General features: G+C 46.2%; 19 protein-coding genes. 14 read left to right on the top strand and 5 right to left on the bottom strand.

Annotated elements, in window-relative coordinates; translation table 11 throughout:
• Positions 1 to 24: 24 nt before the first annotated feature.
• Together C1S74_RS06190 and C1S74_RS06185 are read left to right on the top strand one after the other, a co-directional pair.
• The gene (locus tag C1S74_RS06190; protein WP_045403692.1) at positions 25 to 3,972 is read left to right on the top strand and encodes an enterobactin synthase subunit F; all 3,948 of its coding nucleotides are present in this window, start codon (positions 25 to 27) and stop codon (positions 3,970 to 3,972) included.
• Complete coding sequence (locus C1S74_RS06185) at positions 3,965 to 4,912, top strand: hypothetical protein (RefSeq protein WP_045403695.1); 948 nt, start codon at positions 3,965 to 3,967, stop codon at positions 4,910 to 4,912. The genes C1S74_RS06190 and C1S74_RS06185 overlap by 8 nt, the downstream gene beginning before the upstream one ends.
• Positions 4,913 to 4,920: 8 nt before the next feature.
• On the opposite strand, the gene C1S74_RS06180 is transcribed toward C1S74_RS06185, so the two are convergent.
• Positions 4,921 to 5,634 carry a 4'-phosphopantetheinyl transferase family protein gene (locus tag C1S74_RS06180; protein WP_425275332.1) on the bottom strand — a complete coding sequence of 238 codons (714 nt, stop codon included), beginning with the start codon at positions 5,632 to 5,634 and terminating at the stop codon, positions 4,921 to 4,923.
• Positions 5,635 to 5,783: 149 nt separating this feature from the next.
• Between C1S74_RS06180 and C1S74_RS06175 the strand changes: the two genes are divergently transcribed.
• The gene (locus C1S74_RS06175; RefSeq protein ID WP_045403698.1) at positions 5,784 to 7,745 is read left to right on the top strand and encodes a TonB-dependent receptor domain-containing protein; all 1,962 of its coding nucleotides are present in this window, start codon (positions 5,784 to 5,786) and stop codon (positions 7,743 to 7,745) included.
• A 95-nt stretch (positions 7,746 to 7,840) separates the two neighbouring features.
• On the opposite strand, the gene C1S74_RS06170 is transcribed toward C1S74_RS06175, so the two are convergent.
• Complete coding sequence (locus C1S74_RS06170; RefSeq protein ID WP_045403699.1) at positions 7,841 to 9,166, bottom strand: hemolysin family protein; 1,326 nt, start codon at positions 9,164 to 9,166, stop codon at positions 7,841 to 7,843.
• Between the two features lie 182 nt (positions 9,167 to 9,348).
• On the opposite strand from C1S74_RS06170, the gene C1S74_RS06165 reads away from it, so the two are divergent.
• From C1S74_RS06165 to C1S74_RS06130, 8 genes are all read left to right on the top strand, one after another.
• The gene (locus C1S74_RS06165; RefSeq protein WP_045403701.1) at positions 9,349 to 10,587 is read left to right on the top strand and encodes a DEAD/DEAH box helicase; all 1,239 of its coding nucleotides are present in this window, start codon (positions 9,349 to 9,351) and stop codon (positions 10,585 to 10,587) included.
• A 389-nt stretch (positions 10,588 to 10,976) separates the two neighbouring features.
• Positions 10,977 to 11,639 (top strand): potassium channel family protein, encoded by a 663-nt coding sequence (locus C1S74_RS06160; protein WP_045403709.1) that lies wholly within the window; start codon positions 10,977 to 10,979, stop codon positions 11,637 to 11,639.
• Positions 11,636 to 13,003, top strand: a complete 1,368-nt coding sequence (locus C1S74_RS06155) for a TrkH family potassium uptake protein (RefSeq protein WP_045403710.1) — start codon at positions 11,636 to 11,638, stop codon at positions 13,001 to 13,003. The genes C1S74_RS06160 and C1S74_RS06155 overlap by 4 nt, the downstream gene beginning before the upstream one ends.
• Before the next feature lie 204 nt (positions 13,004 to 13,207).
• Positions 13,208 to 14,023: a hypothetical protein gene (locus C1S74_RS06150; RefSeq protein WP_045403711.1), complete on the top strand. Its 816-nt coding sequence runs from the start codon at positions 13,208 to 13,210 to the stop codon at positions 14,021 to 14,023.
• Positions 14,024 to 14,201: 178 nt separating this feature from the next.
• Positions 14,202 to 15,671, top strand: coding sequence for a protein adenylyltransferase SelO (locus tag C1S74_RS06145; RefSeq protein WP_042604610.1), 1,470 nt, complete (start codon positions 14,202 to 14,204; stop codon positions 15,669 to 15,671).
• Between the two features lie 216 nt (positions 15,672 to 15,887).
• Positions 15,888 to 16,886, top strand: coding sequence for a TRAP transporter substrate-binding protein (locus tag C1S74_RS06140; RefSeq protein ID WP_038865570.1), 999 nt, complete (start codon positions 15,888 to 15,890; stop codon positions 16,884 to 16,886).
• A gap of 88 nt (positions 16,887 to 16,974) precedes the next feature.
• A complete protein-coding gene (locus C1S74_RS06135; protein ID WP_038865567.1) occupies positions 16,975 to 17,646 on the top strand; it encodes a TRAP transporter small permease in 672 nt (223 codons plus the stop codon).
• Between the two features lie 3 nt (positions 17,647 to 17,649).
• Entirely contained in the window at positions 17,650 to 19,011 is a 1,362-nt protein-coding gene (locus tag C1S74_RS06130) for a TRAP transporter large permease (RefSeq protein ID WP_039978295.1), read from the top strand.
• A gap of 37 nt (positions 19,012 to 19,048) precedes the next feature.
• Here C1S74_RS06130 and C1S74_RS26850 read toward each other — a convergent pair whose 3' ends face one another.
• From C1S74_RS26850 to C1S74_RS06115, 3 genes are all read right to left on the bottom strand, one after another.
• A complete protein-coding gene (locus C1S74_RS26850) occupies positions 19,049 to 19,231 on the bottom strand; it encodes a hypothetical protein (protein WP_038879460.1) in 183 nt (60 codons plus the stop codon).
• Positions 19,232 to 19,308: 77 nt separating this feature from the next.
• Positions 19,309 to 20,646, bottom strand: coding sequence for a sigma-54-dependent transcriptional regulator (locus C1S74_RS06120; RefSeq protein WP_045403712.1), 1,338 nt, complete (start codon positions 20,644 to 20,646; stop codon positions 19,309 to 19,311).
• 12 nt (positions 20,647 to 20,658) lie between these two features.
• The gene (locus tag C1S74_RS06115) at positions 20,659 to 22,455 is read right to left on the bottom strand and encodes a sensor histidine kinase (protein ID WP_045403714.1); all 1,797 of its coding nucleotides are present in this window, start codon (positions 22,453 to 22,455) and stop codon (positions 20,659 to 20,661) included.
• Between the two features lie 523 nt (positions 22,456 to 22,978).
• On the opposite strand from C1S74_RS06115, the gene tig reads away from it, so the two are divergent.
• The 3 genes from tig to clpX all read left to right on the top strand — a co-directional run bounded on the left by tig (position 22,979) and on the right by clpX (position 26,371).
• A complete protein-coding gene (gene tig, locus C1S74_RS06110; protein WP_038865559.1) occupies positions 22,979 to 24,286 on the top strand; it encodes a trigger factor in 1,308 nt (435 codons plus the stop codon).
• A 105-nt stretch (positions 24,287 to 24,391) separates the two neighbouring features.
• Entirely contained in the window at positions 24,392 to 25,018 is a 627-nt protein-coding gene (gene clpP, locus C1S74_RS06105) for an ATP-dependent Clp endopeptidase proteolytic subunit ClpP (protein ID WP_005430931.1), read from the top strand.
• 72 nt (positions 25,019 to 25,090) lie between these two features.
• Complete coding sequence (gene clpX, locus C1S74_RS06100) at positions 25,091 to 26,371, top strand: ATP-dependent protease ATP-binding subunit ClpX (protein ID WP_038865557.1); 1,281 nt, start codon at positions 25,091 to 25,093, stop codon at positions 26,369 to 26,371.
• Positions 26,372 to 26,410 lie beyond the last annotated feature (39 nt).

The raw sequence follows: 26,410 nt of genomic DNA, 5'->3' as shown, positions 1-26,410 counted from the left end.
AGGAAGAGTAACAAAGGAATGGACATGTACGATTTACCTTATACAGCGGAGCAATTGCTGCCGCTTACGGATGCCCAAGCAGGGATTTGGTTTGCTCAGTTGCGCGATCCGGACAACCCAATTTACAAGACTGGCGAATACTTAGTGATTGATGGCAAGGTGGGTGAATCTTGTTTTGTTGAAGCGGTAAAAACCGCCATTGATGAAGTTGACTCGTTACACGCGAAGTTTGTCACCACCACCGAAGGTCCTCGCATGGTGATTGATAGACAAAACTGGCAGGTAGAGCGAATCGACTTCTCGCAACATGATGTGCCACTCGAGTCTGCAGTCGATTGGATGAAGAAAGAGTTGAAGCAGCCCGTTGATTTGGAGCAAGGCCCACTGTTTATTATGGCGCTGCTTAAGCTTGCAGAAGATAAGTTTGTTTGGTTCCTGTCACTTCACCACATTGCTATTGACGGCTACAGCATGTCGTTGATCGCTTCGCGTATTGCTCATATCTATGGCCAACTTACGAAGGGAGAGCAGTTTGACGAGATCCAATTGGTGGATCAACACGCGTTGCTTAAAGAAGACAACGACTATAAAGCGTCGGAAAAATACCAAAAAGACCGTACCTTCTACTTACAACGTTATGCCGACCACTCTGATACGGTTAACTTAGCGGGTAAACCGACAGTGACATCGGATCACTTCTTACGCTTGAAAGGGGCGATGCCAGTAGAAGACTTCCAGCATATGGAATCGTTGGCGAAGCAATGCCGAACGCACTGGTACAGTGTGCTGATCGCTTCCATTGCTGCGTATGTTCATCGTATGACGCGTTCCAACGAGGTGGTGCTTGGTGTGCCGCTGATGGGGCGCTTAGGGTCAGTGGCAATTCAAACGCCAGCGATGCGAGTGAATATCTTGCCTGTGCGCGTGAGTTTTACTCAAGGTACGGACATCAAAACGCTAGTTAAGCAGGTAAACCAAGAGTTCTCATCTGTTCGTCGTCACCAAGGGTACCGCTATGAAGAGCTGCACCGCGAGTTGAATCTAGTTAAAGACAACCGCAATCTATTTGGCCCTTTGGTGAATATCATGCCGTTTGAGTATGAGCATAAATTTGGCGAGTTGGCTTCGAAAGCGCATAACTTGTCGGCGGGGCCAGTGGATGATATTTCCTTCTATTGTTACGAGCTTGACGGTCAACTTCACATAGATATGGATGCCAATCCAGAGCTGTATTCTGACCAAGACATTAAAGAGCACCAGCAGCGCTTGTTCCACTTTATGAGCGACTTTTTTGCAAGCGCACAAGCTAAAGATGCTTCTCAATGTCCTGTCAGCGATGTCCGTATTTTGCTCTCGGGTGAGCGAGAAAAAGTCATCGAAACATGGAATGATACTGACCACGAGGTGCCAGAAACGACCCTAGCTGCCTTGCTGGCAAGGCAACGTATTCTGACGCCTCATGCTCCCGCCCTCATTTTTGAAGGACAAAAGCTCAGTTATGAGCAGTTAGCGAAAAAAGTGTACTCCTTGACTAACTGGTTAACCGCGCAAGGGGTTGAGCTGGGAGATCGTATTGCAGTTTGCGTCCCAAGAAGTGAAGAACTGATTGTTGTACAACAGGCGATTCTTGCTGCTGGTGCGGTTTACGTACCGATCGATCCAGATTACCCAGAAGGCCGAATCCACTACATGTTGGAATCTTCTGCACCGAAGTTTGTATTCTCGACGACCGAGCTACAAAGCAAATTGCCACAAGGTGTGGAGGTGAAGTTGGTTGATGACGCGACGTTGCCAACCATTTATAAAGTGGTCGAAGCATTACCACCACAAGTGCATCCGGAGCCTCACTCTCCGGCTTACATGATTTATACCTCTGGTTCTACGGGCAAACCCAAGGGGGTAGTGGTCACCCATGATGCAATCGTCAACCGATTGCTGTGGATGCACGACCAATATCCAATTGATGCCAAAGACCGGGTATTACAAAAAACGCCCGCAGGTTTTGATGTCTCTGTTTGGGAGTTTTTCTGGCCAATGATCGTCGGTTCATGCTTGGTGGTCGCAAAACCGGAAGGGCATAAAGATCCTATTTATCTGCAAGATCTTATCCATCGAGAGAAAATCACGACCTTGCACTTTGTGCCTTCAATGTTGCAAATCTTCGTCCAACAAGCCGATGCCAATTTGTGCCAGAGTTTACGCCAAGTTTTTTGTAGTGGTGAAGCGCTACCGATGGAATTGGTGAATCATTATTACCAAGACTTTAGTGCGCCATTGCACAACTTGTACGGTCCGACAGAAGCGGCTGTTGATGTGACTTATTGGCCAAGTGAGGCGAATGCTCAAGGTAATTCGACACCAATAGGCCGCCCTGTGTGGAACACCCAAATTTACATTTTGGATGATGCATTAAATCCAGTACCGCCGGGTGTCGTCGGTCATCTTTATATTGCGGGTCGACAATTGGCGTTGGGTTATCACGGCCAGCCGGAACTGACCGCAGAGCGTTTCATTGAAAGCCCATTCGGACCAAAAGGCAGCCGAATGTACTTATCTGGTGATTTGGCTCGTTGGCGAAAAGACGGGGCGATTGAATACTGCGGCCGTAGTGATTTTCAGGTCAAGATTCGAGGTTTCCGTATCGAGCTTGAAGAAATTGAAAACGCCTTAGCGAATCACCCAAGTGTCGCGCAAGTCGCGGTATTGGCGCAGGAATATGCCGATGGCGACAAACGTCTCGTTGCGTATGTTACGGCAGAAGATCCAGAACAGGGTGTTGATAGCAACTTGCTGCAACGATTCCTTGCCGAACCACTGCCAGAGTACATGGTGCCGAGCTACTTTGTGACGTTGGATACTTTCCCGTTAACGCCAAACGGTAAGCTAGATCGCAACGCGTTGCCGAAGCCAGATTTGTCTGGTCAGGTCGGTACAAAAGGGCCAAGCAACCTTGTTGAAGAACGTTTGTGTAAGCTGTTCTGCCAACTGCTTGATTTACCTGCGGTAGGCGTTGACGACAACTTCTTTGAACTAGGCGGCCACTCTTTGCTTGCCGCACAGTTGATTGCCCATGTGAAAGAAATCATGGGGATTGAACTGTCATTGGCAGCCGTATTTGAATCGCCGACTGTCTCTGGGATTGCCGCCAAGTTGAATGGCAGTGAAAGTGATGATGCCCTGAACATGTTGTTACCACTGCGTAAACGTGAAGGGAAAGCGGCCATTTTCTGTGTACACCCTGCGGGTGGCTTAAGTTGGTGCTACGCGGCTTTAACGCCGATCATTCCATCCAATGTTCCACTCTATGGCGTGCAAGCTCGTAATCTGGGTGACCCTTCTGCACCATTGCCAAAGAGCATGAAAGAAATGGCAGAAGACTACGTTGCCGCGATTCGTGAAGAGCAACCTTTTGGTCCTTACCATCTTCTGGGCTGGTCAATTGGTGGCATGATTGTTCACCTAATGGCGGGCATCTTACAAGAACAAGGCCAAGAAGTAGGTTTGGTTACGCTGTTAGATTCTTACCCTGCAGAGCAGTGGCAAACCATCCATCCACCGGGAGAAGAGCAAGCGCTCGGCGCACTGATTCGTATGGCCGGCGTTGAGTTTGATGAAGCCGCGCATTCCAGTATTACGAAGCCAGAAGTGATCGATATCTTGCAGGATGCGGGCTCGTCTATGGCGCACTTAAGTACTGAAACCATCACGGCGATGATCGACGTCGTAATCAACAACAACCAACGTGTCCGTGATGCCATTGACTATCAATATCAAGGCGATGTGCTGTTCTTTAATGCTGAGAAGCCACCAGAAGAGGCCTTTTTGGATCGCAATGGATGGTTCAAGTACATGGACGGTGACTTGAAAGTGATTGATGTGGCCTGTATTCACCGTGACATGATGCGCCCAGATATGCTGCGTGAAATCGGTACGCATATGGTGAAAGAGTTGAGAGAGAATTTCGATGTTTGATTCGACAGCTCAATCTAAGCCAAGTGCGATGTTGGAGGGGATGATTTCCCCTCTGACTTTCTTCAAAAATAAGTTGGAATCAGGCGCTATTTTGGCGCTTGGCGAGGCACATTGGTATGCAGATTTATTTGAGCAAATGACCGAGGTGTTGCTCGATCCTCAATTGGATGGGGCATTCACGCATTTGTTCATCGAGTTTGGTAACGCTAAGCATCAAGCGCTGCTTAACAACTTCTTATTGGGAGAGGCGGTCACCGACACTGAATTGGCTGCCGTATGGTTAGATTCAATCGCCTTTCCTGCATGGATGCATCCGTGTTACGGCCAATTTTTTCATCGATTACGAGCAGCGAATGCTGAGCGCAACGTGCCGATCAAAGTCGTGCTGACGGAGCCGTCGTTCAATTGGCAAGCCATTCAACATCCTTCTGAACTGAGTAAGTTGAATGCTCAACGTGACCAAGCCTTAGTGGACGGCGTTGAAAAGCTGCAACAGAAACAGGCACAGAGTGTGGTGGTGCTTGTTGGAGCAAGACACATTCTTAAGCGTTCCCCAACCTTAGGGTTCATGTCCAAACATAAAACTTTTGGTGACCTAGCGAAACAGAAGTTTGGCGAACAATATGTATCAGTTTGGCCACACATTTTACCAAGTGAATGGGGCAGCACTGAGCGGGGTATTTATACAACGACGCAGCCTCATCTTAAAAAGAAATCGTTTCTCGACATTATTCCGAAAAAGCCACCGGTGAACCCTTACGCGTTTACTTCCCTTGAGCAGCTGGTGGATGCCTATTGGTATTTAGGTCTACAAACGCGTCAGTTAGATGCCAAGGGTGTCACAGTACCCCCAATGTGGAAAGCGCTTTTAGAACAACGGTTGCCGCTGGTTAATGCTCGACAACAAATGGTGATCAAAAAGGTTATTGAACAAAAATAATGACACATTCATGAGGAAAAAAAGCACAACGAGAAAACGTATTGCTCGGTAAAGCAATAGTGGCCATGAAAAGAGAGATTCGGCAGGTTAGCCTGCAATAAAGTTCGATTCTCTCCAATCAGTTCGAAGTGAAATTGACCGGCGTTTTCAGCGTCCGGCTGCAGGGTGATTTGTGCATCTAGAAAGTCGAAATACACCTGAACAAACGGGTAGAGACATTTAAACAGGCTCTCTTTAATGCTGAATATCAGTGCATCGGGGAGGGTGTTGGACGTCTCCATTAATGCCTTTTCGCTCTGGGTGTAGATGCTAGAAAAAAGGTGCGAGGCGAGAGAGGTATTGTTTTCCACATCAATACCCAAACTCGGTACTTCACTTTTTAACGCACACGCTGCGAGGCATAGGCTGTCGGTGTGACTGATGCTGCCGCTGATGAGGCTCGGGAATAAGGGCTCTCTAGCTTTGCCTGAAAGAATGGGTACCTGAGCTAATTCAGAATCGTTTGATACCAATCGCTTTATGGCTTCTCGAGCGGATTGACGTCCGGCTCGGAATTCTCGCTGACGCTTTTTAACGGCTTTATGAATTTGTTGCTCTTCCTCGAGAAGGCCCACTTTATCGTACATATCGGGTGTGGCTTTTACGATGTGAACCGTTGGACTGGCACTTTCTAAGTGAAGACAGAGAGGGGCAAGAATGTTAACTAGCTTGTCGTTTTTCAATAGTGTCACTTTTCAACCTGTTGCAGTTCAAAAATACAATACAGCTCAAATGTAAATGCTAATGCGAGTAATAACAATTGTCATTTATACATTCGTTTATTAGAGTTTGCGAGCTCAATTTATTTATAAAATAGATATAAGGATATGCAGTGAAAAGTTTAGTTAAAAAGCCCACATTTATGCCTTCTATGCTCGCAGGAGCACTTTTGACGGCGCTAAGTGGTTATGCTGTTGCTGATGATCAAGATGAAGTGTTGGAAATGGAACGTATGGTTGTTACTGCAACCCTTACCCAACACTCAGAATTGACCGCACCAGCTTCTGTTTCGGTTATCACCGCAGAAGACATCTCAAAGATGCCAGTGAAAGATATCTCAGAAGCGATTCGTAGTGCGACGGGTGTGAGTGTTTTGAGCAGCACCGCTTATGGTCGTAATACTATCCGTATTCGTGGTTTGGATTCCAAGCACACGCTAATCTTGATCAATGGTCGTCGAATTAACTCACAAGATGCGCTTATTCGAGGTAATGACTTTGACCTATCGAGTATCCCTTTAACGGCGATTCAGCGTATTGAAGTAGTTCGTGGTCCGGTTTCTTCTCTCTATGGTTCTGAAGCTATGGGCGGCGTGGTAAACGTTATCTTGAAGTCACCAACCGAAGAGTTCTCAGGCTCTGTTGGGCTACAGTACGAAAATATTCTTGAAGGAGATGGTGGTGATGACATTAAAGGTCATGCTTACGCCAGCGGTGAACTGACGCAAAACGTAGAAGGCAGCATCATTGTTGAAAGTTCTGCGCGTGACCCGTGGCGCACGGACACGAATCCAGATTTCGATGCGCTAGAGCAGAAAGATACCACTAATGTTTTTGGTGAGCTTGCTTGGCAATTGACCGAAGAGCAACGCCTGATTGCAGATGTCATCTACACCAAAGATGAGCGTGAAGCCGATTGGGTTCACCCGCGTTCAGGTGAGCAAAAAAATACTCAAGATTCTACACGTTGGAATTACGGTTTAACCCATGAAGGTGCATGGGATACGGTCGATTCACAAGTACGTCTCTACGGTGAGAGCATGCAGCTTGATGATGCAAGTACGGCTTACACTAACGGCGCTGCGGATGTCGACTTACAAAATAATACTCTCGATTTCAAACTTTCTGGTTTGTGGCGTGATTCGCATGAGTGGGTATTCGGTGGTGAATACCGTACTTCTGAGCTGAAAAACAACCGTGATGTTCCATCTGGCGATATCGATAACTATCAAGGTGCGGTATTTGTTCAAGGTGAATTTGATCTCGACAAACTGGCGCTAACATTGGGTGGCCGTCAAGATTTTCATGAGGTCTATGGCAGTCACTTTAGCCCGCGTGCTTATGCCGTTTACAGCATCACCGATGAGTTTGTCTTGAAAGGCGGTGCTGGTGGTGGCTTCCGAGCTCCTGGCATGATGGAAAGCAGCGACCAAGTTCGCGTAATCAGTTGTGGTAACCGTTGTTGGTTAACGGGTAATGATGATCTTAAACCGGAAGAGTCAGAAAGCTACGAAGCAGGTCTTGCGTACGAATCAACATCAATGGGTGTAGGTCTGATGTACTACTACACTGACTTGAAGAACAAGATCGAACGTGACTTAACTAAGGTTGTTGGTATGGATGGCCCTATGCCAATCTTCACTTACCAAAACATTGGTAAAGCGGAGATCAAAGGTATTGAGCTTGAAGGTTGGTATGACATTACAGACAGCATCAACCTGAAAGGTAACTACACTTACACGGACGCTAAAGACAAGAGTACAGGTGATACGCTCATGCAAACACCTGAGCACCTAGCGAACCTAGACGTCAACTGGGAAGTGTTTGATTCATTTACAACGTTTGCTCGTGTGAATTACATCGGTGAACAAGTGATCACGAACCTAAGCCGTAAAAACAAAACGGTGGATGGTTATACGCTAGTCGGTCTTGGTGTGGGTTACGATTTCCAGCAATTGAACCTCAAAGCGGGCTTGAACAACATCTTTGATGTCGAGCTGGACGATGAAGACGATTATTACGGTTACTCAGAAAAAGGCCGTAGTGCGTATGTTAGCGCAACGTACTTATTCTAATCGAAACTAAGATCGTGAATCTCATTTAGTAAAACAGCCTCTATCGAGAGGCTGTTTTTTGTTTGAGTCAAACACTCGTAAACTCGTAATTAGTCTTATTGCTCAGCTTCGAGTTCTCTCACCATTTCCGTTACTTTAACTTGTGTGATCCGATTGCTCTTAACCTGCAACACGTCAAATTGCCACTGTTGATATTCAACCGTTTCTCCTTGAGCAGGCACGCGCCCAATTAACCAAGTCAGAAAACCATTTAAGGTTTGGAAACCCTCGCTTTCTTCTCCCTCAATGCTGCTGAGCTCAAGTTTGTATTTCAGCTCATTCATTGGAATCAACGCGTCCATTACCCAACTGCCGTCTTTCTGCTTTTTCGCCCAGATTTGTTGCGGTGCCATACCTAACTCACCGGCGATAGATTTTAGCAAATCGTAGTGCGTCACTAGGCCCTGCACGTCGCCATATTCGTCAACGATAAAGACCATTTCGGTGCTAGTTTGTTGCATGTAGTTGAGCAGCGGTAACCCTTTCATGGACTCAGGAACAAAACGTGAACGTTTGAGTAATTTTGCTAACCGCGATATTGATAGCTCGTCATACTCATCGAGCAACGCTTTAGAAGAAATGGTCCCAATGATGTTATCCAAGCCGCCTTTACATACCGGCCAAACGGAATGCTGAGTTTGACGTAAATTCTTCAGTATCGCATCGAGTGGTAAATCCAGATCGAGATAGTGAATGTCACAGCGTGGCGTCATTAAAGAGAGCGCCAAGCGGTCATTCAAGTGCAGAAGATTACGGATCATCAGTTGTTCTTGAGGCTCGATTGCACCACATTCAGAACCTTCACTGACCACAGCAAATATATCTTCTTCTGTTACGACTTCACCGGTGTTGTTTTGGCGTAGTAATTTCAGTAAAGACTCTGTCGATAGCGTCAGTAACATGACAAACGGAGTCGTTAACTTGGCCAACCAATGAATAGGGTAGGCCACAAGAACAGCAATACTCTCTGCGTTGTTTTGAGCGAAGCGTTTCGGAACCAACTCACCCACTACGATTGCGAAGTAGGTGATCACGACGACGACAATGGCGGTGGCAAGGATGGTGGCGACCTCTCGTTCTACGCCTTGTGCGACAAGCCAATGCTCAAAGGGAACTGAAAGGGTGGCTTCACCAAAAATACCGCTGAGGATACCAATCACGGTGATGCCGATTTGGATTGTGGAGAGGAATTGCGTTGGGTTATTTTTTAATTGCAGAGCGAGGCGGGCAGAAGCGCTATGTTGGGCAAACTTTTTCAGTCGGCCGCTTTTGGCTGTGACTAACGCTATCTCAGACATGGCAAAAACACCATTAAGCGCGATTAATCCAACCAGTAATAAAATATCCATGAAGTTTTCCAGTGATGCACACTCTTGCAGCATAACGAGGTTCAAGGGGAAGAAATGTGAGGTGGTCAATAAATCATCACGCTGTAACAATCAGATGCCTTATTAAAAGGATAGAATTTGCTTATCGTCTCCGGCTTGTTCAGGTATGAATGATTCTGTTACTTAGTTCGGATTCTGATACACTACGCGCCCATTTCCTCTGTTGAGACTTTTCTATGCCATTTTCTAAGCTTGGTTTAAGCGCACCTATCACTGATGCAGTGAAGGCGCTGGGTTATGAAAAACCGACTTCTATCCAACAAAAAGCCATTCCGATTGTTTTGCGTGGCAGCAATTTGATTGCCGCAGCACAAACTGGTACCGGTAAGACTGCTGGCTTTGTACTACCAATCTTAGAAAAACTCAGCAAAGGGGAAACTCAGCGTAAGAAGCGCGCTCGTGCGATCATTTTGACCCCGACACGTGAGTTGGCACTTCAAGTGCACCAGAGCATCGAGGTATACGGAAAAAACTTATCGCTTCGTTCTATGGCGATGTTTGGTGGTGTGGATTATGCACCGCAGAAACAAGCGCTGATTGAAGGCGTGGATATTGTCGTAAGCACGCCAGGCCGTTTGATTGACCTTTACGGCCAACGTGCCATTCACTTTGATGAAGTGGAAATGCTGGTTCTGGATGAAGCCGATAAGATGTTGGATATGGGCTTTATCGATTCGATTGATAAGATCGTCGATTGCATGCCAGAAGATATTCAAAGCTTGTTGTTCTCAGCGACGCTATCAAACCCAGTTCGTGACTTGGCGAAAAACGCCATCGTTGACCCTGAAGAGATCACCATTGCGAAGCACAGCGCATCTAAGTCGAACATCAAGCAGTGGATCACTACCGTCGATAAAGACATGAAGTCGTCACTACTGAGCCATATGCTGACGGAAAACGATTGGTCGCAAGTGTTGGTGTTTATCGAGACAAAACACGGCGCGGCGAAGTTGGTTTCTCAACTAGAGAAGCGTGGTATCGTGGCAGAGGCGTTCCACAGTGGTCGTAACCAACGCGTTCGCCAAGAGTTGATTGAGCAGTTTAAAGCGGGTGAAATCCAGTACTTAGTGGCAACGGGAGTTGCGGCTCGTGGTATTGATATCGACAACCTACCTGTTGTTATTAACTACGACTTGCCATTCCCAGCGGATGAATACGTTCACCGTATTGGTCGTACGGGCCGCGCTGGTGCACAAGGTGAAGCGATTTCACTGGTATCAAAAGATGACTTCAAAAACCTATGCATGATTGAAAGCCGTCTAGGTCACTTGCTTGAACGTGTGGAAATCGAAGGATTTGCACCAAGAAAACCAGTGCCAATTTCCATTTTGAACTACGTACCGAAGAACAAGCGTAAACCACAGGACAATGACCGTCCTCGTCGAGACAATACTGACAAGCGCGATTCTGAATAATCCACACCATCGTTCTTGTACGAATACATGAAATATAAAAGAAGCCGCATTTCGATGCGGCTTCTTTGTTTTTGATTTCAATACATTATTTTTCATTTTTAGTCAGTGTGTTCTTGAGAATGCGGACCAAGTTGGTGTGAGGCGGTGCGAAGAGGCGGTTTTAAGTCGACGATGAATATGACTGCTCCATTAAGTGTGAACTTGGTGGCTATTCTTTTGATTTAACTGCCAATAATTAGGAAAAGTCGTTGGTAGTGTCTACGCTTTAAAAAGTTATCGCGCGAGTGTCTCAGTTAATCTTTTGTCAATTTTTTGTCGTCTAGTTTGCAGATGATAAGGAATAGGCGCAGACTCTCGCGCTTGCTATTCAACGCATAAATGAGGCACAAATGAAAACTGGTGATAAGCAATTTGCTGTAATTGGCTTAGGTCGTTTTGGCTTAGCCGTGTGTAAAGAACTGCAAGATTCTGGCTCACAAGTTTTGGCGGTTGACGTTAATGAAGACCGAGTAAAAGAAGCGGCAGGCTTTGTTAGCCAAGCCATTGTTGCAAACTGTACTCAAGAAGATACGGTCGCTGAATTAAAACTCGATGACTATGACATGGTCATGATCGCGATTGGTGCCGACGTAAATGCCAGCATCCTAGCCACTCTAATTGCTAAAGAGGCGGGGGTAAAATCGGTTTGGGTTAAAGCGAACGACCGCTTCCAAGCTCGCGTACTGCAAAAAATTGGTGCAGACCACATCATCATGCCAGAGCGTGATATGGGTATTCGTGTTGCACGTAAGATGCTCGACAAACGCGTACTGGAATTCCACCCATTGGGCAGTGGTTTAGCGATGACCGAGTTTGTGATTGGCTCTCGTTGGATGGGCAAGACTCTTGGCGATCTTGCATTGTGTAAAGTGGAAGGCGTTCAAGTACTCGGCTTTAAACGTGGCCCGGAAATCACCAAAGCTCCTGAGCTCACCACAACACTAGAAATCGGCGACCTCATTATTGTTGTTGGTCCTCAAGATAAATTAGCAAGCAAGCTGAAATCATTATGAGCCAATTTCACCAGAGAGGCGTTTTTTACGTCCCAGATGGCAAACGAGATAAAGCGAAAGGTGGCGAGCCGCGCATTATATTGCTGAGCTTTCTCGGTGTGTTATTGCCTTCTGCTGTTTTGCTTACTTTACCTGTGTTCTCTGTTACGGGTTTATCGCTGACCGATGCGTTGTTTACCGCAACCTCGGCCATCAGTGTTACTGGCTTGGGGGTGGTTGATACGGGGCAGCACTTCACATTGGCAGGCAAAATTTTGCTGATGTTTTTGATGCAAGTCGGTGGGCTAGGGCAAATGACGCTCTCTGCCGTTTTGTTGTACATGTTTGGTGTACGGTTGAGCCTCCGTCAACAAGCGCTAGCCAAAGACGCTTTAGGTCAAGATCGTCAAGTTAACTTACGTAAGCTGGTGAAGAAAATTGTTATCTTCGCCCTTATCGCTGAGATGATTGGCTTTATCTTCCTTTCTTTCCGTTGGGTTCCTGAGATGGGGTGGCAGACGGGTATGTTCTATGCGCTGTTCCATTCTATCTCTGCATTCAACAACGCGGGGTTTGCGTTGTTCTCAGACAGTATGATGAGCTTTGTCAACGACCCTGTAGTGATCTTTACGCTAGCAGGTTTGTTCATCTTCGGTGGCTTGGGTTTTACCGTGATTGGTGATCTATGGCTGCATTGGCGTCGTGGTTTTCATTTTTTGCACCTGCACACCAAAATCATGCTGATTGCGACGCCGGCATTGCTTGCGGTGGGAACAATCATGTTCTGGTTATTGGAAAGACACAACCCGAATACGATGGAGTCTTTACCTATGGCAGGGCAGTGGCTTGCGGCCTTCTTCCAATCAGCCAGTGCGCGAACCGCAGGCTTTAACAGTGTCGATTTGGCACACTTTACCCAACCCGCTTTGTTGGTAATGATTGTGCTGATGTTGATTGGTGCAGGCTCAACTTCGACGGGGGGCGGTATTAAGGTGTCTACCTTTGCTGTCGCTTTTATGGCGACATGGGCGTTCCTGCGTCAGAAAAAGCACGTGGTGATTTTCAAACGTACGGTGAACTGGCAGACGGTGACTAAGTCACTGGCGATCATTGTTGTGAGTGGTGCAATTTTAACGACGGCGATGTTCTTACTAATGCTGACCGAGAAGGCGAGCTTCGATAAGGTGATGTTCGAGACCATCTCTGCATTTGCTACCGTTGGTTTAACCGCTGGTTTGACTGCTGATCTTTCAGAACCCGGCAAATACATCATGATTGTGGTGATGATCATCGGACGTATTGGGCCTTTGACGCTTGCGTATATGTTAGCGCGTCCTGAGCCTACTCTGATCAAGTACCCTGAAGACAATGTTCTAACGGGCTAATACTATGTAATACGTTGCTCGTTAGCCTTCATTCTGAATATCCTTTAAGCCACTCAATCGAGTGGTTTTTTTTATTTAACCAAAGCGAATATCAATATTGTGAACTGTTTGTTATGTGATCAGGTTCATTTTAATTTTTGTGTGCCTGAACATTTTGAGGGGTAATCTATGGCAAGGTTTTTATAAAAATTAAGGATGTTTTTTATGCCAGAGAATCCGTTTTCTGTTGCGGCTATTTGCCAAGAAGCAGTAGTAATGGTCAGAGCAAATCTGCTCGCGATAGTTGTCGCTTGTATTCCTTTGATCGTGGTTCACACGATCTTTATTACCCAATACCAAGAAGCCCTAGTTCAAGGATCGCAAGAGCCTGACTTTTCTAACTTTGGTGCTGGTTTCTTTATTACGACTTTCCTTTTGTACCCGCTAGTTGCGGCAATGGCGGCGGTTCGCATCCACCGTATTTATCTTGCTCATGAATACATGCGTTCTGTTCTCGATGTGATGCGCTTATCCATGCGAGAGTTACGGTTTATTAGCTGGTGGATTTTGTTCGGTTTATCAATGGGCTTGATCATCGCGTTACCAATATTTCTCGTGACGTTTTTTATCGTCTTTGACGGCGGAGAGATCAGTGAGTTCACAATGAACCTTGTTACCTTGCTGCTGAGTGTTCCGGGATACTGGGTTCTTTCCCGTTGGTCCTTAGTGTTACCTGCAACGGCGTTAGATCGTGAACCGAGAAGCCTTGGTAATGCATGGCGACAAAGTCGCCCTTTCAACAAGCAGATTTTTATTTTGATGGGGCTAATTCCTTTGGTTGTGGGATCGGTTAGTCAATTTGTGTTCGCTGAGTTCACCCATCTTTTCGCATTGGTCGTATCTGGCGTTATTTTCGGTATTTTTGGAGCCTTCCAAATCGCACTTCTATCTTTGAGTTATCGAACGATTCTGGATATCGAACGCGCTCAGTTTAAGGGTGTTCCAGACTCTCAGAGCGATGCTTACGAGTTTCGAGGCTAAGCCATCATGGCAGCCCCGTTAACGATGCAGTAAAGCGGGGCCGCTTATTTTTACTCCTTTCTCCAAAGTGGTTTCTTTGATCTGCTCTTTCTGAAATACCCATGAATAATTCGTGGCTGAAAGCTATGGCATACAGGGCGTATACTTTCTAACAGGAAGCCGTATTTGAGGAACCATCATGCCTATCTTAGAAGGTGTCAATTTCACCCATCGATTTAGTGAACTACCATCTGCGTTTTTCACCTATGTTACTCCGCAGCTTTTAGACAATACGCGTTGGGTGGTGTGGAATGGCGAGTTTGCTCAACAGTTTGGTTTACCAGTGAAAGAGAGTGACGAGCTTTTGAAGGTATTTTCTGGGCAAACGGATTTTGTGCCTTTCGCGCCTTTAGCAATGAAGTACGCAGGTCATCAGTTTGGGGTTTATAACCCAGACTTGGGGGACGGTCGCGGCTTGTTGTTCGCTGAAATGCAGCACAATGATGGCACTTGGTTTGATATTCACCTCAAAGGAGCAGGGCTTACCCCGTACTCGCGAATGGGGGATGGTCGAGCGGTATTACGTTCTACTATTCGTGAATATCTGTGCAGTGAAGCGATGGCTGGGTTAGGCATTCCGACCACCAGAGCACTGGGTATGATGGACAGCGATACCCCCGTTTATCGCGAGAAGATGGAATATGGTGCGTTGTTGATTCGCGTAGCAGAAACGCACATCCGTTTTGGTCACTTCGAGCACTTCTTTTATACCAATCAACTTGCTGAGCAAAAGCTGCTCGCTGACAAAGTGATTGAATGGCATTTCCCTGCATGCTCCCAAACGGAGAAGCCATACGCAGCTATGTTCGAGTCTATTGTGGAGAAAACCGCAGAGATGATTGCCTACTGGCAGGCTTACGGTTTTGCGCATGGCGTGATGAATACCGATAACATGTCGATACTCGGACAAACTTTCGACTATGGCCCGTTTGGCTTCCTCGACGATTATGATCCAAATTACATTTGTAACCATTCAGACTACCAAGGTCGTTATGCGTTTGAGCAGCAGCCACGCATCGCGCTGTGGAACTTATCTGCCTTAGCACATGCATTATCGCCGTTGGTGGTGCGAGAAGATCTTGAAGCGGCGCTTGGTAAATTTGAAGTTCGCCTGAGCCAGAAATTCAGTGCACTGATGCGAGCCAAACTCGGTCTCCATACTAAGGTGGACGAAGATGGACGTTTGTTCGAAGCTATGTTTGAGCTGTTGAACCAAAACAAAGCTGACTACACTCGCTTCTTCCGTGAGTTGTCTAATCTCGATGTTAAGTCGCCTCAAGCTGTGATCGATTTGTTCCTTGATCGCGAAGCCGCTAATGCATGGGTGGATTTGTATCTTGCTCGCTGCGAATTAGAGGTTGATGAACGAGGTGAGTGTGTTAACGCAGCCACACGATGTGGACGCATGCGTCAAGTGAATCCGAAATACATCTTACGTAACTACCTTGCGCAGCTTGCCATTGATAAGGCAGAGGAGGGAGATTTCAGTGAAGTAAATCGTCTCGCTGAGTTGCTAAAGCACCCATTTGATGAACAGCCCGAGTTTGATGATTATGCTAAGTTACCTCCTGAGTGGGGTAAGACGATGGAAATCAGCTGCTCTTCCTAAAATGTGTCATTTCCCACCCATAGAGCCTGTTCTCGTGGGTGGATTTAACCCCTTATCTTCACCATTGATTATTCTTTATTATTTAAATTACTGAATAATAGGGACTAATTAACTTGGCCTGCAACTTGCCCCTTGTTGAACATCCGTACCCATCACCCTCTACCCATTTAGGTACTCATGGAAAGGATGGGATGTGATTCAACAAGGAGAATAATAATGTTTAAACCTCTAACCCTTCTGTCTGTCTCTGCTCTTGCTGTCACTAGTTTTAACGCTGCCGCAAATTGTGACCCTGGTGAAACCGTCATCAAGTTCAGCCACGTAACTAACACTGATAAACACCCGAAAGGCATTGCAGCTTCGCTGCTAGAAAAGCGCGTGAACGAAGAGATGAACGGTAAAGTCTGTATGCAGGTTTTCCCTAACTCGACACTGTACGATGATAACAAGGTGCTTGAAGCGCTCCTTAATGGTGATGTTCAGCTCGCTGCCCCTTCTCTTTCAAAGTTTGAGAAATTCACCAAAAAGTACCGCATCTTTGACCTTCCTTTTCTATTCGAAGACGTGGCGGCTGTTGACCGTTTCCAAAACTCAGAATCTGGCGAGAAGCTAAAGAACGCAATGAAGCGTCGTGGCTTACAAGGTCTCGCTTTCTGGCACAACGGTATGAAGCAGATGTCTGCCAACAAGCCATTAATGCTGCCAAGCGATGCCGAGGGGCTGAAGTTCCGCGTGCAAGCATCAGACGTTTTGGTCGCTCAGTTCGAGCAACTTGGTGCGAACCCGCAAAAAATGTCATTTAAAGAAGTGTACGGCGGTCTTCAAACCAAAGTTATAGATGGTCAAGAAAATACGTGGTCGAACATTTACGGTAAGAAGTTCTTCGAAGTACAAGATGGCATCACTGAAACCAACCACGGCATTCTGGATTACCTTGTTGTAACGTCAAACGACTTCTGGAAAAAACTCCCAGATGATCAACGCGAGCAGCTCAATACCATCATTCAAGAGGTAACAACTCAGCGCAATGCAGAATCGACACAAGTTAACCTTGCGAATAAGAACAACATCATTGAAGCGGGTGGGGTAGTTCGAACTCTAACGCCTGAGCAACGCCAAGAATGGGTGACTGCACTTCAACCTGTGTGGAAAAAGTTTGAGAAAGACATCGGTACCGATCTCATTGATGCCGCAATAGCGTCTAACCAACAATAAATATTACACGAGCACTACGATTGGCCCTCATGTACTCAGCGTTCTGGGGAAGAGGGCCCTTTTCTCCCAATAATGATGTGATGTAATTATGGAACAGACTTTTTTTGCCAAGGCAGGGCGAATCACTGACGCCTTAGAAGAAACGCTGATTGCATTTTTTCTCGGTGCAATGACGTTGCTGACGTTTGCCAATGTGATTTTTCGCTATGTCTTTAACGATAATATACTTTGGGCGCTGGAGCTGACCGTATTCATGTTCGCGTGGATGGTGTTGGTTGGTGCGTCTTATGGCGTCAAGAAACATTTTCACATTGGTGTCGATGTCATCATCAATATGGTTTCTGAGCCTAAACGTAAAATACTCGCGTTGCTTGCCGCTGTTTGCTGCCTAGCGTTTTCGGTTCTACTACTGATTGGTTCTTGGAATTACTGGTACCCATTTGCGACGGAGCGTGCATGGTATGAGACCGATGACATTCCAATGCCAGAGATGTTTCAATTCTTGGCCGATTGGCTTAATGAAGGTGAACGCTACGAAAAGCTACCAAGATTTATTCCTTACTTTGCGCTGCCACTTGGTATGGCGCTGCTGACGTTCCGTTTTGTACAAATTACATGGCAAATTGCGACAGGTAAACTCGACCGTCTAATTGCAGGTCATGAAGCGGAAGAAGAGTTAGAAGCGTTAAAAGAAGAGCTGAGTGAAGCGGCGGATGCCATTCCAAATAGTTCCTCTTCATCAGATCGCAAGGAGCAATAAACCATGGATATTCTGTTTTTATTCTTGATGGTGATTGGCTTCATGCTGATTGGTGTGCCAATTGCTGTCTCGCTGGGCCTTTCTAGTATTCTGTTCTTATTGATGCACTCGGATGCGTCTTTGGCCTCTGTTGCTCAAACTCTGTTTAATGCGTTTGCTGGTCACTACACCCTTTTAGCGATTCCCTTCTTTATTTTAGCCTCAAGCTTTATGTCTACCGGTGGTGTAGCCAAACGTATTATCCGCTTCGCGATCGCCATTGTCGGCTGGTTCCGTGGTGGCTTAGCGATGGCGTCGGTTGTGGCGTGTATGATGTTTGCCGCGCTTTCGGGGTCATCTCCAGCAACGGTAGTCGCGATTGGTAGCATCGTTATCGCCGGTATGATCAAAAACGGCTACTCGAAGGAGTTTGCGGCGGGTGTTATCTGTAATGCGGGGACATTGGGCATTTTGATTCCACCTTCAATTGTGATGGTTGTGTATGCCGCTGCGACGGATGTATCGGTGGGGCGTATGTTCCTCGGCGGTGTGATACCGGGCTTGCTTGCGGGTGTGATGTTGATGATTGCTATCTACATCGCCGCGAGGATTAAGAACCTGCCAAAACAACCTTTTGTCGGTTGGAAAGAAACCTTCGATGCCGCTAAAGACGCCAGTTGGGGATTGTTGTTGGTGGTGATCATTCTTGGTGGTATTTACGGTGGTATCTTCACACCAACAGAAGCTGCGGCGGTGGCAGCAGTTTATTCGTTTTTGATTGCCAACTTTATCTATAAAGACATGGGACCATTTGCGGATAAACATAATACCAAACCAGCGTTGGTAAAGATCTTCCAAACGTTTGTCCATAAAGACACCAAGCACACGCTCTATGAAGCCGGCAAACTGACCATCATGCTGTTGTTCATCATTGCCAATGCTTTGATTCTTAAACATGTACTGACGGAAGAACGCATCCCGCAAATGATCACTGAATCTATGCTGTCTGCGGGGCTCGGCCCAATCACCTTCTTAATTGTGGTCAACGTGTTGCTGCTGATTGGCGGTCAGTTTATGGAGCCTTCAGGGTTGTTGATTATCGTCGCACCTTTGGTTTTTCCAATTGCAATCGCACTAGGTATCGACCCTATTCACCTTGGTATTATGATGGTGGTGAATATGGAGATAGGCATGATAACGCCACCTGTGGGGCTTAATTTGTTTGTAACTGCCGGGGTAGCGAAAATGTCGATGATGAACGTGGTGAAAGCGGCTTTGCCTTGGGTGGCGGTGATGTTCTTATTCCTCATTATCGTAACGTATGTACCTTGGGTTTCGACTTGGCTACCAACCACGCTGATGGGACCAGAAATCATCACTAAGTAATGGTTTTTAGCCACAAAAGCAAAAGAGGTGTGACTGTTCACACCTCTTCGTTTATGGATTTATAGGTTGGCCTTCTCGGATCGGGTTTGATCCTCCGCTCGTAGCCAAGCCACTTCTTTTTGTTTTTGCGCCTATCTTCGCCAGAACGCCTTTCTTCTTGATAATGCCCGTCGACCATTACTGTATCAGTGATCACCGGTATTTTAATTTTTTCTGTCATATCCGTATGAGCCATCTTTTCGTTGTTATAAAAAGTATGATTCAAGTTGGATATAACAACAAACCGCAAACTGCGTTTTATTTATATAGATCTTTATCTATCTGATAGCGTTGCATTTTGTCATACAGGGTTTTTCGAGGCACATTCAATTGTTTCATGGTTTGCTTAATACTGCCGCGGCTTTCTAGTAAAACACTCTCTATTGCTGCTTTCTCAAATTCTGCCACTTGTTCTGCAAGGCTTGATGCCGTTGTTGGATGAGAGGGTGTCTCTCCAAGTTGTATCAGTTTACCCAGTAAGACAAAGCGTTCGGCTGCGTTGCGCAGTTCACGAACATTACCGGGCCAATCATGGGCCATTAATTGAGCGAGATCTTGTGACGAAAGGCTAGGTGAGGTTTTACCATAACGTGATGCAGCGACTAACAGAAAGTGGTGGAACAGCGCAGGAATGTCCTCTTTTCGTTCGCGCATGGGTGGTAAGTCGAGCGTGACTACATTGAGACGATAATACAGATCTTGTCTAAAGTAGCCTTCTTCAGCGGCTTGCTTTAAGTCGACTTTGGTTGCGGCAATGACTCTGATGTCCAATGGCAGTAATTCATTTGATCCTACTCGTTCAATCACTCTTTCTTGAAGAACACGTAGTAATCGAATTTGTGCCTGAATCGGCATAGATTCGATTTCATCTAAAAACAGAGTGCCGCCCTGAGCGAATTCAAATTTGCCGATACGACGGGTTTCTGCGCCGGTAAATGCGCCTTTTTCGTGACCGTACAACTCGCTTTCAATTAGGTTTTCCGGTACTGCGCCGCAATTTACTGCGACAAAGTTTTGATTGCGGCGAGCACTTTGCTCATGCAGCGAACGAGCAATCAGTTCTTTGCCTGTTCCTGTTTCGCCAAATAGTAAAATATCGGCGTTCGTATCCGCGATGTGACTGATGGTTTCGCGCAGCATTTGAATGCTAGGAGTTTCGCCGATAATTCTTGGCCCAAGGGTTTTGCTGGCTTTGAGTGACTGTCGCAGTTTTTCATTTTCGTTGGTGAGCTTTCGCTTCTCAATAGCCCGCTTAACGGTTTCTACTAGATGCTCTGGCGCAAAAGGTTTCTCGATAAAATCGTAAGCGCCCTGATGGAGAGCTTGTACTGCCATGGATATATCGCCATGTCCGGTGATCATGATGACGGGGAGGTTTGCATCGCGCTGAGTGAGTGTGGTCAGCAAATCCATTCCGGAAATGCCCGGCAAACAGATATCAGTGACAACGACGCCAGCTTCTTCGCCTTGCTGCATCGCAATTAAAGCCGATTCTGCATCGGAGAAAAACTTGGCGTCAATATCGGCAAGTTCGAAGGTTTGTTCTATCGCCAGTCTGAGATCGGCTTCGTCATCAATAAAAAATACCTGACACATGGTCTCATCCTTCTATGGTTTGGCGTGTGGTGAAACAATAGGTAAACAGAGTGAGAATCGAGCCCCACCTTGTTCTCTATTCTGAGCACTCAATTTACCGTTCATCCCGGCTAAGATTTGTTGGGAGATTGAAAGCCCTAACCCCAAACCGTTTTGTTTGGTGGTCAAAAACGGTTCGCACAATTCTGAAAGTGTGGATGCACCCAAACCTGAGCCGTTGTCATCGACATGAACCCAGACAGTTTTCGTTGTCTCATCACGTTCCACAGACAACGCCACTCGTTTCTGCTCTTGGGCTTTCATTGCTTCAATCGCGTTGGTTAGCAGATTAACTAATACTTGCTCAAGCTGGATAGTATTGACGTAGACGTCGATATCATGCTCTGGAACATTCGTTTCTAATGTCACTCGCGCCGATTTGAACGCGGGCTTCATCAACTCTTTTGCCGACGCAACGACGGGTAATAGGCGGGTTTGAAGTAGTTCACTCGCACTGGTTTTCTTGGCAAAAGAACGCAATTGTTGGCTGATGTTTGCCATTCGGTCGGTGAGTGCGGAAATGCGGGTGAGGTTATCTTCAACTCGTTCCCATTTTTCTTTTTGAAGAAATAGCTTCCCGTTCTCAGCAAAACTGCGAATGGCGGCGAGCGGGTTATTAAGCTCATGACTGATGCTTGCTGACATTTGCCCAAGTACCGCCAGTTTTGCGGCTTGTATCAACTCATCTTGCGTCAAGCGTAAGGTCTGTTCGGTTTCGGTACGCTGGGCAACTTCGGCTTGCAGCTCAGCGGTACGCGCCATGACTTGATATTCAAGTTTCTGATTGGCTTCTTGCTGAATTCGATCAAGTTGACGATGACGCTGCTGGCGGTGATAAACCAGTTGGCCTAGAAGGAATAAAACGGTAAAAGCTAGAGTCAAAACGAGCAAATAGCCCATGGTGAACCAAACCACCGTTTGCTTAGGCGAGAGTACCCGGATCGTCAGTTTGAGTTCGTCAAGGGGCAGGGAAGAGATCACCAAGGTTCCTTTATTGTAAGGGTAGCCCTGCTTTACCTCAGAATGTTTCGGCAGCATGTCACCGACAAAACCAAGTGACTCAATATGAGTGTCTAAATACTGTCGGCTTGCCCAAACTTCGGCTTCTTTTATTTCATCAAGTGATTGTAGGCTTTTGAACAACCAGTCGTTACGGCTGCTCATAAACACTATGCCATTTGGGTCACTGGCGACGAAAACACTTTTAGGCTGCTGCCAATTGTCTTCTATCTTGTTCAAATCCATTTTGACCACCACGACACCAATTACGCCACCGGCATAGACGATGGGGTAGGAATAGTAATAGCCGCGTTTACCCGAAGTGGAGCCGAGGGCGTAATATTCACTTCTCTCACCGACAATGGCTTGCTTGAAATAAGGGCGAAAAGCGAAGTTGCGCCCCACAAATGAACGCTCTTTGCGCCAATTACTGGCGGCGATCGTCGTCCCCCATTGGTCGATCAAATAGGTGTCTGCCGCTTCAATCACGTGATTAACCGATTCTAGATAGCGGTTGGTGATTTCGAGCTGCGCACTGTTATTCGGGGTTAGTAGTGCTTGTACCAAAGGTTCATCTTTAGATAGTAAATGGGGAATGTGCGCGTATTTGTCTAATTTGTTTTGGATATGACTGGAAAAACGTTCCAGCTGAGACTGGTGTTTTTCGAGCAAAGATCGGTAGCTGTGACTCCAAACCCAATGCCCACCGATGAAAGCGCAAAGTAAATAGAAGGCAAAAAAAATCAGTAGAATACGGTTTTTCTGCGACATCATTACGCTCCTTACCCCTTCCTTTGGTGACGTAAGAAAATGTTAATAGTTTGTAGTGATGAATAGGGATTTAGTTTTCAACTCTGTGGAGTAAAACAAGAGCAAGATCTCTTTTTAGGCTTTTCAATAAAAAAAGCAGTCGATTCTCTTGAAAAAGTCGCTATTGTCCCCATTCTAGATATGCTGGCTAAGGCGAAGCGATGCTAAAAGGGCATTTTTCGCAAAAATTGAGCCCGTATTTGAGAATTTAGCGCAGACAATGTCCACATAGTGGCTATTGGCTCGACAGGATTGCGACAGATCGCTAGAATGTCGCGTCTAAAAATTCTGTCCTGAGGCTAATAGGAGATACCTTTTGCGTTTGCGGAGGATATCACTGATTAGTCTGGTGTTGGTTTCCAGCATCGATACTCGGTTTTAACTTAGGTGTTCGGACAGAACACTACACAAGGATGAAGCGTGAACTCACAGAGTCTCGCTCATAAGCTCGGGAAGACCGAGCCACTTTAGAGGTTTATATATAATGCAAGTTACTGTTGAAACGCTAGAGGGCCTAGAGCGCCGTCTAAACATTACTGTTCCAGCTGCAAACATCGAAGACGCTGTAACAGCTGAACTACGCAACATCGCTAAAAACCGTCGTTTCGATGGTTTCCGTAAAGGTAAAGTGCCTCTAAAAATGGTTGCTAAGATGTACGGCAAAGCAGTACGTCAAGACGTTCTTGGTGAAGTTATGCAACGCCACTTCATCGAAGCGATCGTAAAAGAGAAAATCAACCCAGCAGGCGCTCCAACTTTCGCACCAGTTGAAAACAACGAAGGCGCTGACCTAGTTTTCGCTGCAACTTTCGAAGTTTACCCAGAAGTTGAGCTAAAAGGCCTAGACAGCATCACAGTTGAAAAACCAACAACTGAAGTTAACGATGCAGACGTAGAAGAGATGATCGAAACTCTACGTAAGCAACAAGCTACTTGGGCTGAAGTAGAAGAAGCTGCTGAAGCTGGTAAGCGTGTAAGCATCGACTTCGTTGGTTCTATTGATGGTGAAGAGTTCGAAGGCGGTAAAGCTGAGAACTTCCCACTAGAGATGGGCGCAGGTCGCATGATCCCAGGTTTCGAAGACGGTATCGAAGGTAAAACTAAAGGTATGGAATTCGAGATCGACGTAAACTTCCCAGAAGATTACCACGCTGAAAACCTAAAAGGTAAAGCTGCTAAGTTCGCAATCAAAGTGAACAAAGTTGAAGCTCGCGAACTACCAGAACTAAACGACGAATTCGTTTCTAAGTTCGGTGTTGCTGAAGGTGGCGTTGACGCACTTAAAGCTGAAGTTCGTAAGAACATGGAGCGCGAACTTAAGCAAGCTATTAAGAACCGCATCAAAGAGCAAGCTATCGACGGCCTAGTTGAGCAAAACGAAATCGACGTACCAGCTGCACTTATCGACCAAGAAATCCAAGTTCTACGTCAACAAGCTGCACAACGCTTCGGTGGTAACCCAGAAGCAGCTGCACAGCTTCCACGTGAACTGTTCGAAGAGCAAGCTAAGCGTCGCGTAGTTGTTGGTCTTCTTCTAGGTGAAGTAATCAAGTCTGAAGAGCTAAAAGCTGACGACGAGAAAGTGAAGTCTCTTATCGAAGAGATGGCAACAGCTTACGAAGATCCAACAGAAGTTATTGCTTACTACGAGCAAAACGAGCAAATGATGAACAACATGCGTAACGTTGCTCTAGAAGAGCAAGCAATCGACGCGATCATCGCTAAAGCACAGGTTACTGAGAAAGAAGTAAGCTTCAACGAGCTACTTAACCAACAACAACCTGCTGCTTAATAAGCAATATCTTGCGTAGAAGGTTGACTTAACGTCGACTATTCTGCTAACAATGGTCCGTATGATAGTCATCATCCGGGCCATTTATTTTAGGGACATAAGAATATGAGCTACCAAGAAAAAAATGCAATGTCGCCAATTATTGACGCGCTAGTGCCAATGGTGGTTGAACAAACTTCCCGCGGCGAACGCTCTTACGACATTTACTCACGTTTGCTTAAAGAGCGCGTGATCTTTTTAACCGGTCAAGTGGAAGACCACATGGCAAACCTTGTCGTGGCTCAGCTACTTTTCCTAGAATCTGAAAATCCAGATAAAGATATTTTCCTATACATCAACTCTCCAGGCGGCAGCGTGACTGCGGGTATGTCTATTTACGACACTATGCAGTTCATCAAGCCAAATGTGAGCACAGTATGTATGGGTCAAGCTTGCTCAATGGGTGCGTTCCTGCTTGCAGGTGGTGCGCCAGGTAAGCGTTACGTTCTGCCTAATTCACGTGTGATGATCCACCAACCACTTGGTGGTTTCCAAGGTCAAGCTTCTGATATCCAAATCCATGCTCAGGAAATCCTGACTATCAAGCAGAAGCTAAACAACCTATTGGCAGAGCATACTGGCCAGCCTCTTGAAGTGATTGAACGTGATACTGATCGTGATAACTTCATGTCGGCAGATCAGGCAGTAGAATACGGTATTGTGGATGCAGTGTTGAGCCACCGCGGCGAGTAATTTAGCCAGCGCATTTTGGCTAAATTTGATATACACTCAATTCATAAAGAGTAAAGGCTAAGAGGTTAGCGAATGACAGATAAAAGCAAAGAAAGCGGCAGCGGCAAATTGCTGTACTGCTCTTTCTGTGGCAAAAGTCAGCACGAAGTTCGCAAGCTAATCGCAGGTCCGTCAGTTTACATTTGCGACGAGTGTGTCGACTTATGTAACGATATCATTCGCGAAGAAATTAAGGATGTTCTCCCTAAGAAAGAATCTGAGGCGTTACCAACGCCAAAACAGATCCGTGAACACCTTGATGACTATGTGATCGGACAAGATTACGCGAAAAAAGTGCTCGCAGTTGCGGTATATAACCACTACAAGCGTTTACGCAATGGTGATACAACGAGCGAAGGTGTGGAACTTGGTAAGAGTAACATCCTTCTAATTGGTCCAACGGGTAGTGGTAAAACACTGCTTGCTGAGACGCTAGCTCGATTCTTGGATGTGCCATTTACAATGGCTGACGCTACCACACTAACCGAAGCTGGTTACGTAGGTGAAGACGTTGAAAACATCATCCAGAAGCTTCTGCAAAAATGTGATTACGATGTAGCTAAGGCTGAACGCGGCATTGTATACATTGACGAAATTGACAAGATTTCTCGTAAAGCTGAAAACCCATCAATTACGCGTGACGTATCTGGTGAAGGTGTTCAGCAGGCGCTACTAAAACTTATTGAAGGTACGGTTGCATCGGTTCCACCACAAGGTGGTCGTAAGCATCCACAGCAAGAATTCCTACAAGTGGACACATCTAAGATCCTGTTCATCTGTGGCGGTGCATTTGCTGGCCTAGATAAAGTGATTGAGCAACGTGTAGCAACAGGTACTGGTATCGGCTTTGGCGCAGAAGTGCGCTCTAAGAACGAAACCAAAACCGTCGGTGAACTATTTACTCAGGTAGAGCCTGAAGATCTAGTGAAATACGGTTTGATTCCTGAGTTTATTGGTCGTCTACCAGTAACAACAACGTTAACTGAGTTAGATGAAGAAGCGTTAATTCAGATCCTATGTGAGCCGAAGAACGCACTAACCAAGCAATACGCAGCATTGTTCGAGCTAGAAGACGCTGAGCTTGAGTTCCGTGAAGACGCACTACGTGCTATCGCTAAGAAAGCAATGGAGCGTAAGACAGGTGCTCGTGGTCTACGTTCAATTCTAGAAAGCGTTCTGCTGGAAACCATGTATGAACTGCCATCCGCGACGGACGTAAGTAAAGTCGTGATTGATGAATCAGTCATTAATGGTGAATCAGAACCACTGCTTATTTACAGCAACGCCGACAGCCAGGCAGCTGGAGCAGAATAAATTCAGCCATGAATAAAAAGGAGGTAAGTAATTACCTCC

Origin of the sequence: Vibrio hyugaensis, from assembly GCF_002906655.1 — a bacterium.
Taxonomy (GTDB): Bacteria; Pseudomonadota; Gammaproteobacteria; order Enterobacterales; family Vibrionaceae; genus Vibrio; species Vibrio hyugaensis.
This window is presented reverse-complemented; position numbering and strand designations above follow the sequence as displayed.